The sequence below is a fragment of the Candidatus Methanomethylophilaceae archaeon genome (assembly GCA_017524805.1).
In the GTDB taxonomy this organism is placed as follows: Archaea; Thermoplasmatota; Thermoplasmata; order Methanomassiliicoccales; family Methanomethylophilaceae; genus Methanoprimaticola.
Genome location: JAFXUX010000029.1, coordinates 1 through 10,966, shown reverse-complemented (window position 1 = coordinate 10,966; position 10,966 = coordinate 1). Strand labels below are relative to the sequence as shown.

Below are 10,966 nucleotides of genomic sequence, written 5' to 3'. Positions count from 1 at the left end.
GGGCAGCTTTCCGGCCTTTCGTCCGAACGGGAAACCCAGCTGTGGCCGCACTTGAAGCAATAAAGCTTCCTTCCTTTCCAGCCTCCTCCGCGGTCCGTGGTCATGAGATCGGAATGCGTATCGCGTTCATGGATATAACATCCATCGATACATACAGAATTCAGACACGCTGAGTGCTCTCAACGCTCTCATATGCGGCAACAGAAAAGATCGGCAGAAAAAGGAAGAACATCCGCAGGGCCTGCCGACCTCGGCATGCCATGGAGGCCCTTCCCTGCGGAAACGCTCTGCATGAGGCCCACCCATCAGGGCCGATAAGCATTTTGGCCTCCAGGGTTATCAGAAAGCTCGTATCAGCCCATCAGAACCGCTCTGACCGAATCTGAATACCTCTCCGGGACATGGGCGCGGCTCATAGCTTCCTCGGGGGATATGCTGAGGTCAGCCATGAAGCCCCGGACCATCGCGGCAATGGCCTCCACCGCTGCCTTACGCTCGATGTCGGCCCCCATCTCCATTCCCTCTTTCAGGCTATCCTCCCTCTCCTCCTGGATTGCTTCCTGCCACATGTTCATTTTTTCCATCTCTTCCACCAGCAAATCGTCTTTTATACCGAATTCTTCGTACAAGGCTTTTGCCCTCCCCTCGGAACTCATACCAAGGCCGAACCTCAGGTTCATCAGCCTGAAAAAGCGGTCTTCGACAGGCTCGTCGGCTCTGCCCAGGAATATGAACGCCATCTCCGCCGGCCCCACGGCCGTTATCGCGTCTTCGGCCTCCCTCTGAATCCCGTATAAGCCTTCCTGCGGGATTCTGCCCCACGTGTTCGCGCGGGACCTGATGGGACGAGGCATGACCCACACGGTATATGCCCTGCGGAACTTTTTATAGTCCCTTATCGCCTCCATCTGGCGCCTCAATATCCCTTGGAGATAGACGGCAGCGCGGTCGCGGAGGTTATACGGAACGCTGCGGCTCACCTGCCCCTCTATGTTCAGATACACCTCCCTGACCCCGCCCTTATAAGGCAGCCTCAAGAGAAAAAGTGAGTCCAGCGTGTGGTCCGTCCCGAATTCTACCACTGGATCCAACCCCTTTATCGTCCTGCCGTCCGCCTCGTACTCGAAAGCCGATGCGACCTGGTCATAAGTGAGACCCTCGGCCTCCCTCACCACCTCCATCACTATAGGTACCACGAACCTCGGATCGTGGAACCCAGCTTTCATTCCATGGTCCGTACTCTCGAAGGAAATCTCCCGGTTGATCATGTCGCCCGAACTGGACTCGCCTCGAAGCAGGATAAACTCTGGCTGTGCAGGCACGCCGCATAGACCTACATCCTGGGACATGCCAGAGAACAAATCCTGGAAAACCCGGAGCGAAATCGCCGATAGGGCCGCCGAATAGATGGGACGCTGACCTGAAGGCCGACCGTGCCCACGTCAACTTCGCAGAGACCCTTCCACGTACCTCTTGGGAAGGACATAGATCTCCCCGTCGGCATCAAGCCCGACCCTGGCCTCGACCTCGTAGACGTCCCTGATGAGCTTCTCGGTGATTATTTCCTTGGGATCGCCGACTGCCACGACCTCCCCCCGCTTCATTATCACGCACACGTCGCAATACCTGGCCATCAGGGAGATGTCATGCTCCGCCACCATCACGGTCATATCCGAGCGCGCCATCTTCTGCAGATACTCCATCACTTGGAGCTTGTATTTCATGTCCAGATGGGACGTGGGCTCGTCCACGAGCATGAGCTTCGGCTCCTGGACGTAAGCTTTCGCTATCAGAGCGCGCTGCCTCTCGCCGGAAGAGCACAGAGCCACCTGCTTCCTCCTCAGCTCATAGATCCCGAACGTGCGCATGGCCTCTTTGGCGACTCTCTCGTCCTCCGGATCCTCCCACCAGATCCTGTCCACGAACGGATATCTCCCCAGCATGACCATGTCCATCACGCTTATCCCGAAGGTCTGGCCGGCCTCGGCGGGAACGCTCGCGACCAGCTTAGCGACCTCGGCCGCCTTCATCGACGATACATCCTTCCCGTCCACCTCTATGGTCCCGGAGGTCTGCTCATGGACCCTGGAGATGCACTTCATCATCGTCGACTTGCCGCATCCGTTCGGGCCTATCAGACCTATCAGGAGGCCTTTCCCGAACTCCAGGTCCACCCCTTTCAAGGCCTGGAAGCCGTCGAACTCTTTGGACAGCCCTCTGACCCTCAGCACCGGAGTTTCATCCGTCATAGTTGCGCCCCCTCTTCATCAGCATGTATGCGAACACGGGCGTGCCTATCATCGCCGTTATCGCGCCCACAGGAAGCTCGGCGGGAGACATGACCGTCCTGGCCACCAGATCGGCGAACAGCATGAGCATCGCGCCTATCACGACCGACGCCGGCATTATCAGACGGTGGTCGCTTCCCAGAGCCATCCTGCACGCGTGCGGGACGACCAATCCGACGAACCCTATTATCCCGACGAAAGCGACGCAGAGGGACGTCAGGATCGACGCCACCACCATGGTCACGCGCTTGAACCTCTTCACGTTGAGGCCGAGCTGGGCGGCCTGGTCCTCTCCCATGGAGTACAGGTTGAATTCCCTCGCCCAGACCATCGCCGCTATCGATATGCCGACGACCGGCACGAAGACTATCCATGCGTTCTCCCAGGTCACGTTCGCGAAGCTGCCGTACAGCCACCACATGACATCGGTCAGGTTGTCCTTCCCCATGGACATGAACACCGTCTGGACCGACGAGAACGCGAACCCTACTATCGTCCCTGCGAGGATGTAATTGATCGACGACCCGCCGGAGCCTTCTGCGACGGTCATGGTGATGATGAAAGCGACTATGCCTCCGATGATGGCGGCCACCGGGATTATGTACAGGGTGTTGTCCGCGAGGAACGGGATGCTGAATCCCAGCGCGGTCGCTGCCATCGCAAGACAGCCGGCCCCGGACGATACTCCGGTGATGTACGGGTCCACCAGCGGGTTCCGTATGATCGCCTGATACATGCATCCGGCTATGGCCAATCCCGCTCCCACGGCGATGGATGCGATGGTCCTCGGCAGCCTGGCGTTGTAGATGTACAGCTCGACCATGTTCAGGTTCCCGTCGCCGCTGAGAGCCTTCCCGACGGACGAGAACAGCGCACCGACAGCTTCGCTGACAGGTATCACCCCTCCCGACGATATCGATATGGATATCAGGAAGGCCAGGACCGACATCAGCGACCCGAACAGCACTATCAGCCTGAACCTCTTCTTCTTGAGCTCTATCTCGGATACGTCGGGACCCTCCAGATCGGATTTCATCCCTTCGTAGCCTCTCTTGAATTGGGAGAGCCACCCTTTCTTAGGCATTCGCAGTCCTCCTGTAAAGCAAAATGAACGCGGCGATGGCGGCCGCCGCAACCGCAAACGTCAGATACCACGACCAATGGGCGAACCCCACGGTCTGAAGGGCCTGGACCCTCTCTTCCTCGGTCCCCTGGCCCTGTATGTCGGAGACGCAGTACACCGCTCCGAAGTCGTTGCCGACGTAGATCTTCCCGTCCACCACGGTAGGCTGGACCATGGAGTAGGAATCCTGGGTGTACGGCGACAGCAGAACTCTCCACAGCTCCTCTCCCGTATCGGAATCCCAGGCGGTCAGCCCGCCGCCGGTCGGCCAGAAAGCGCCCGCAGAATAGTCCATTCCATAAAGAACGCCATCAGCGTCCAAAGTGAGAGCGCCCTTTATCATCTGGTAGTCCTGGGACTTCCACAGCACCTTCCCGTCCCAATCGAATTTGTAGACTGCCGCAGAGGCTTCGCTGTCCCTGCCGTCGGCGCCGGGGAAAGTTTCCGCGCCCGACGAAAGCGGCGATACATAAGTATAGAATCCGTCTCCGACGACGACAGGCGATGTGAACAGAGCGTCCAGCCTCCATTCGGTCCCGTCCTGCCTGTTTGCGGTCTCCCCGGTGATTGGATCCAAAGCGAGAAGATATCCCTCCAACGAGAAGAGGGCGCCGTCGGTGCATCCCACGAGAAGGATGGAACCATCGGGAGACAGCGATATGGACGCGGCGGAACCCGGAGTGCCGGGCGCGGCTTTGTTGTTGGCCCTCATGTCGATGGCTCTCGTTACCCACACCTCGCTTCCGTCGCCCGCATCCAGGGCGTAGACGTAGCCTTCGTAGCTGCCGATGAACAGCATGCGCTTGCCGCCCGCGTCGCCGATGGTCGGAGCGTGGAAATAGAAGCAGCCTCTGGTGCCGGCATATCCCTCCGGACCGGAATCCGATGAAGGAACATATTCCCAAGCGACATCCATCTTGCCTTCCGGCGACAGGGTCAGCGCCATCACAGTTCCCGATGATGTGCCGAAGTATATCTTTCCGGAATCGTAGACCGGCGTGGTGCCGCCGGTGTAGAACACCCTCCCGTCCCAGAGGACGTCGCCGTCCGGATCCGTGGGGGGATCCGTGCCGACCGCCATCGTATCTCTGACCTCGCCGGTGAGCCTGTCGAAGCAGACGACGTCTCCGCAGGTGAACGTGACGATGAGATACCCTCCGACGATCAGCGGGGTGGTCACCTCGTACCCGGCGCCTTTCCTCTCATGGTACTTCCAGACGACGTCGCCGGTGAACCTGTCCAGAGCATACACCCAAGCATCGGCGTCCTCTCCGGCGCCCCCGTACGTCCCTCCTGTGGTGTGGTACAGCATATCGCCGGCGACCACAAGGCCGGAGTCGACGTATCCGGTCGTGTATGTGTTGTACCACTCGACCGGCATCTCCGGATCCTTCTGGCCGCAGGATACCGAGACGTTGGAAGCGGAGGAGGAACCTCCCAGCATCGTCCAGGATGTCCTGTATTCCGGCGTCGGAACGGGAGCGAATCCCTCGGGATAATAGCCGAACGCGATCGCCCCCGAGCACGGGGATTCCAGATCGGTACCGGCATCCTTCCAGACGCCGTCCCAATTATACAGGCGCCATCCGCATCCTCCGGAACCTCCGGCCCTTATCCTGTCGGCGACATTCCCATCGACGGATCCGAGAACCTCTCCGAAGGTGCTCCCGCTGCCTTCGCACCACATATATGAGCCGTCTCCGAAATCCACCAGCACCTGCACGCCGGGATCCGCGGAGGACATAGGTGACAGCGGAACTGCCAGCAGCAGAGCGATGGCCAGAACGATTGAGAACCTCATGCGACCGCCCTCTGGTAAGTAAGGTAATCGGCGTAATCGGAGCCCAGGAATTTGGGTATGGTGTCCAGAGGATCCCTGTCGGTGAAGGAGTCCGGATGCAACGCCTTTCCGATGAGCTCCGCGGCTTGGCTCAGCCTCGGGCCCGGCCTCGAGAGGAGATCCGCCGCCGACCCCGAGAATACGTACACGTTCCCGTCTCTGTATGCCGGCGTCTCCTTCCACACCGGATCGAAGCGGCCCAGAAGCTCCTCGTACTGCTCCTGCGTGGTTATCTCGCTGCTGTGCACTATGATCATCACCTGGGGCTGCTTGGAGTGTATCTGCTCCTTGGAAACCATGAACCAGGAGGACGACTGCGAATCGAACACGTTGGCCCCGGATGCCTTCGAGATTATGTCCGATGCGAACGTCCCGCTTCCGGAAGTCCAAGGCGACGGATCTGCGGAGAGGGCGATGAACGTCCTGACGTCCGGGCTGTATCCTATGACTCCGGAGATCACATTCAGGGTGCCTCTGAAAGCTTGTATGACCGAGTTGGCGTTCTCGCTCATCCCCATGGCGGAAGCCACCATCCAGATGTTGTCGTACAGGGCCTCCACCGTGGTGACGTCATATGTCACGACGCAGTTTATCCCGGACTTCCTGAGCTTGTCCGCCATGGCTATGTGCTCCCCGGTCCCGCCCTCGCAGAACACGATGTCGGGAGCCAGCTTCACGATCCACTCGTAATTGGGGTCGGAGTAACCGCCCACGTTCTTGATTTTCCCATCCGCCTTGTAGTCCCTGACCTCCGACGGATAGTTGCTGTACAGATCCGTGCCGACTATGCAGTCCAACCCGCCTACGGAGCATATGGTCTCGGTGACGGACGGCGCCAGGGACACGACCTTCAGAGGCTCCCCCGTCTCCAGGGAGCGCCCGGAATCGGCGTAGCTGTAGTACGTGAACCCGGACTGATCCGTGCCTGGGACCACATCCCCGGCGCCGGACGCCCTCGCCCAGGCCACGATGTCCCCTTCCCCCAGGGATACCGAGGAGGGATCGGCGCAGGCCTCCCATCCGCCGCCGGACAGCACGTACATCCCCCATTTCTTGCCTTGGAGATTCGACTGCTCGTTGACCGAGTAGACTATAGTGCGCTCATCGTCCTGATATACTACAGGGTATCCTCTCAGTTCGCAGGCCTTCTCCAAAGCTTGGTACCCGTCCATCCCCGATCCGAAATCCAGCGTTACCCATACGGTGTCCCAATACCCGAAGTCGATGACCACCCCGCTTCTGCCTTCGGCCTCCGATTGGGTCAGCCCCATGGCCGGGGTCAGCACCAATACCGCCGCGATGGCGGCCGCAGTGATGGCCAGCTTCTTCCGGGCGGCGTTCATGACAGCATCGCCTTGGGAATGTCGGACGGGGTGGGAATGTCCACCGCTGTCCCGTCCTTGGTGGTGGTCTGGAGGATCACGGCGTAGTAGCGGTACTTCTCCATGTCGTACATCCCGAAGGTGGTCTGGTTGTAGTCCCACTGGCGGGTGTCGTCCAGGGTCTTCGCGTTGGGGTTGTAGGTATACTGGGACCAGTACGTCCACTTCTTGTCGCCTATGTCGGTGTCGCTCCATCCGAGGAACTCGTTGAACCATCCGAAGGACGCCGGGCGCACGCCGTGCTGGTAGTAGCCTGTCTCGCCGTCCAGAGTGTAAACCCTATAGTCCCACGATGGATCGGCCAGCATTTCGAGCTTGGACTCCGGGAATATGTAATCGCGTACAGCATTGGCAAGAGCATCGCATGCGTTGGTTCCGGTCCCTTTTATCCAGAACCCTTCCCTGACGTCGTCATCGGAGAGTCCGGCCTTGGACAGCCAGCGGTCCAGCGCGACGAGCTTCTCCTTGACCTCCTTGAGCGTGGAAGCCCTGATCTCGTCGATGTCCGGGATCTGGAAGAAGAAATAAACGGTCTGTTCGACCATCAGATCGGGAAGACTATAGTCCGTCCCGGACGAGGTGCTCTTTTTCTCGGAGAACTCCAGCGCCAAGGTCATGCCTTCGGCCATGTCTGAATCCGCGGCGTGGACCCAGGTCTCCGGGGCCTTCCATCTGAACACCACCCACGAATGGGTTGAATCGTTCGCCTGGCCCCTGAATGCTTTCACGTTCCCGTTGTTGGAGAACTCCACGTCGTTCCCGAGAGCGCTCTTCACGATCTCCTGGACGGTATTCCCTCTGCCCTCGAACGCGGCATAGGAATCTCCGATTTTGACGCACACGTGGGCGCCTATTCCGTCCCCGGACGGATCCGCCGAAGTGTATGTGATGACGTACACCGCGGAATCGGCGGCCGAGAACGTGACCTTACCGGAGGAATAAGTTCCTTTGACAGTCTCGGAGGTTTCACCCAGCTTCGCGACGCCGATGTTTCCGGCTGTCTCGCCGGACTTCAGGGAATATGGAACCGAAACCTCCGCGCTCTCTTTGAGCGGGACTTCCGAGCCGCCGGAAAGGAACTTTATGTCATATGACGGACGCCCGGAATATTTCCATGCGTATTGCTCCGGCACATCCGTTGGTTCCGCGGAAAAAGCCAGATCTTTCCCGCCCAATCCGGACAGGCTCTTGGAAGCGATCCTGAGCGTCGCGTCTTTCAGGGCAACGCTCATCCTGGCGTCTCCGCCTGCGATCGCGCCCACGGCTTCGGATGGCAGCGTAAGTTCGGACCCGGACGATTTTATGGTTATGGATTTGGATCCGGAGGATATTCCGTCGACTATGGCCTTGACCTGGGATTGGGACAATGTCCCGGACGATCCCGCATCGATCTCCACGTCCTTCGAGTCGTCGGAGCCTTGGCCCATAGCCAAGAATGCGGCCGCCGCCACGGCGACGACGGCTATCAAAGCGACGATAAGTTTGGCGTTCATCTTTTCACCCCTTATGTTCCAAGACTCCGTAGCCCGGAGGGAATGCGGCAGTCAGCTGCACCGCCCCGCCGATGTAGTATCCCAGAGCCTGGAATGACAGCTTGCCTCCGGAGACTTTGCCGACAACTTCGTGGACCGTTTTGTTGGCGTAATAGCAGATCTTCACAGAGTCCTCGTCGGGAGCTTCGGTGTCGATCGAGACGGTGATGCTGAGGTCCCCGGTGACGCCCTCGCCCTTGACGGTGATCGCGAGGCATTCCGCGTCCGGGATTGCTTCTCTCAGCCTGGCCACAGTCGACCCGAGCTCACTGGCCTTCACGGCTGTCACCGCCACTCCGTCGTCGAAGTTCCCGGTGACATAGAGCCCATTGCCGTTGGTCACTGTCCTCTCGGAGTTCTCCGACCAGACCGCGGTCAGCACGATCGGATTCTCGAACGGATAAACCGTGCCGGCGTCGTATCTGATGCCATCGTGATACCATCCCAGGAACGTGCATCCGGTCCTGACCGTCTCCGGCAGGGACGCTATCGGCTTGGTATACGTAGCGGTGAATTCGCCTTCCACAGAACTGCCGCCGTCAGTATCGAAAGACAGCACGCTGACCTTCTTCCATACAGGTTCCAGCGCCACATCGCGGAGCACCTTCGTCACGGCCGGAATATACGCGAGACCATCGGATCCCTTCCATCCGTCGAAAGCGTATCCGTCCCTCGATGGATCATAGATGTAAGGCAATGCCGATCCTTTCGCGACCGCCATCGTCTTGCCGCCATCGACTGACAGAGTTACACGGACGGCATCGGCGTAGACCGGCTGGAGAGTGACGTCCGAAGTCACCGGAGTGCTGAACGATTCCCATGGGACTCCGTCGCGGCTCCACCCTGCCAGAACTTTGCCCTCCGGCACGGGCACATCCGGGAGCTCCACTATGGCCCCTTTCGGAGCTTGGATGGTGACATCCCCGGACGCAGCCTTCAGCGTCACCGTGACGCACATGCCCATGAGCTTCTGATAGTTGCCCACAGATTTCTTGTCGGAGTCGCTGAGGTCGGCATACCTTGCGATAATCCTCTGGAAGTCCCTCATGTTGACGTTGCCCTCCTCCGACATCGCGATGAACCTGTCTATGGAGGACTCGACGTCTTCGGGCGTGTACGCGGACCCGATCCCGAAGCAGAACAGAGTGGAATCGTTCTTGATGAGAAGATGCCCGTCCTTTGATATGCAGAAGCTCTGCCAGCAGAAGTTTGCCGGGGTCGGCTTCAGCTTGAAGAGCAATTCAGAGCCGGCGGCGGAATCGCGGATCACATAGATCTCGGAATATCCGTTGGCGCTGTCCGCGGCTTCTCCCGGATTGACGTGCCCGTACTCCATAAGATAGATGTAGACGGCATAGCCGTTCTCCTCCGTGGAGTACGCCGTGGTGATGGCCGCCGTGCCTTTGGTCTGCAGGTCCCAGAAGACGCTCTTGGTCTCCATCGAACCGTCCCCGGCGATGCTGACGATCCAGAACGGCTCGTCGGTCCCCATAGTCTTGCCGCCGCCTCCGATGTAAATGGTATCGTTCCAGATGACGGCCATGCACTGGGTTCCCCCAAGCTCGCATTCGGATTCCCAGAACCTCTCCGACGACAGCTCGAACCCGTCGGAAGAGACCTCGTAAGAGCGGATGGCCAGATGTTCGGGAGTGTTCTGGCCGAGCTCCTCTATCTTCTCCACGGTCATGCTGCGGTCGGTCGCCCTCATCAGCGGGAAATACACCCTGCCCTCGTAGAAGGTCGGCCCGGAGGAGGAGAACTCCCTGTCGAAGTGGATGCTGTCCACGACTTCGCCGGTGTCGACGGCTATCATCAGAGCGGTCGCGCCGCCTTCCTTGAACCCTCTCTTGGCTATGACGCAGCAGTCCCCGAAGAACGCCGGGATCTCGTTGCAGAACCCGTCCGATTCGATGGCCCACAGTGGCTCGGAGACCTCGTCCGGACGGGCCGTATCCTTATCCTCGGAGGAGAAGCATTCGAACCCTCCCATGTAGGTGCCCATGAAGACTTTCCCTTCGTAGTAGGCCATGAACCACTGGACGTCCTGCCCGTAGACCGGCGTCCCGACGTACAGCTGCTTCAGCGTATCGGCGTCGAATGCTTTGAGCAGGGAATAGCTGGGCGCGGCCGCGGGCTGGACGTAAGTCGCCACGAAGATCTTCCCGTCCCCGTAAGCCATCGGCATGGTATAGACGCCCGCAGATTCGCAGCTGGCGGTCACGATGTCGGCGCCGGTGGAAACGTCGCAGCAATGTATCGTGCAATCCTCGCCCTTGTAATAGTAAACCTTATCGCCGACGCACAGCGGGGAGCTGGGAACCTTCCATATGTTGGTCCCCGAATCCATGACCCCGGTAACGCTCCATGCGAGTGCCATTTCTTTATCGGTCGTGGGCGTCTTCGAATCCGAAACCCCGAAGCTGCCGAGATCGCCTCCCGCATACGACCACTGCGAAGGCGAAGTCGCAATAAGCTCCCTCGGGTAAACGAGGTCCTCTTCGATCGTGGGATCACCGGGGCTGACGGGATCGGCAGGATCATCGGTCTCTGCCGGGTCATGAGACCCCCCGTTCATATATAGGATGGCCCCGGCGGCCACCGCTATCGCGACGATCATCGCCGTGATTATGAGCGCTTTCATGGCGCCCCCTTCTTACAGCACATGAAATACGAATAAGACTAGATGAATTTATTAGAAATCACATTTTTTTCCCTTTTTACTATCCAATGAAAAATTTCACTTGTAATAACGGAACTTTATGTATCGAAATCCATTGTCTGCAACCCGTCGATGAATGGCC

7 protein-coding genes are annotated in these 10,966 nt (G+C 59.1%); all 7 read right to left on the bottom strand.

Going from position 1 to position 10,966, the window contains the following annotated elements:
* Window positions 1-353 precede the first annotated feature (353 nt).
* Window positions 354-1,268: a hypothetical protein gene (locus tag IKP20_05890; protein ID MBR4504484.1), complete on the bottom strand. Its 915-nt coding sequence runs from the start codon at window positions 1,266-1,268 to the stop codon at window positions 354-356.
* A 174-nt stretch (window positions 1,269-1,442) separates the two neighbouring features.
* The gene (locus IKP20_05885; protein ID MBR4504483.1) at window positions 1,443-2,249 is read right to left on the bottom strand and encodes an ABC transporter ATP-binding protein; all 807 of its coding nucleotides are present in this window, start codon (window positions 2,247-2,249) and stop codon (window positions 1,443-1,445) included.
* Window positions 2,239-3,372: an iron ABC transporter permease gene (locus IKP20_05880; protein ID MBR4504482.1), complete on the bottom strand. Its 1,134-nt coding sequence runs from the start codon at window positions 3,370-3,372 to the stop codon at window positions 2,239-2,241. The genes IKP20_05885 and IKP20_05880 overlap by 11 nt, the downstream gene beginning before the upstream one ends.
* Window positions 3,365-5,212, bottom strand: a complete 1,848-nt coding sequence (locus IKP20_05875; protein MBR4504481.1) for a PQQ-like beta-propeller repeat protein — start codon at window positions 5,210-5,212, stop codon at window positions 3,365-3,367. The genes IKP20_05880 and IKP20_05875 overlap by 8 nt, the downstream gene beginning before the upstream one ends.
* The gene (locus tag IKP20_05870; protein MBR4504480.1) at window positions 5,209-6,594 is read right to left on the bottom strand and encodes an ABC transporter substrate-binding protein; all 1,386 of its coding nucleotides are present in this window, start codon (window positions 6,592-6,594) and stop codon (window positions 5,209-5,211) included. The genes IKP20_05875 and IKP20_05870 overlap by 4 nt, the downstream gene beginning before the upstream one ends.
* Window positions 6,591-8,126, bottom strand: coding sequence for a hypothetical protein (locus tag IKP20_05865; GenBank protein ID MBR4504479.1), 1,536 nt, complete (start codon window positions 8,124-8,126; stop codon window positions 6,591-6,593). Before IKP20_05865 ends, IKP20_05870 begins: the two co-directional genes overlap by 4 nt.
* A gap of 4 nt (window positions 8,127-8,130) precedes the next feature.
* Window positions 8,131-10,806: an InlB B-repeat-containing protein gene (locus IKP20_05860; protein ID MBR4504478.1), complete on the bottom strand. Its 2,676-nt coding sequence runs from the start codon at window positions 10,804-10,806 to the stop codon at window positions 8,131-8,133.
* Window positions 10,807-10,966 lie beyond the last annotated feature (160 nt).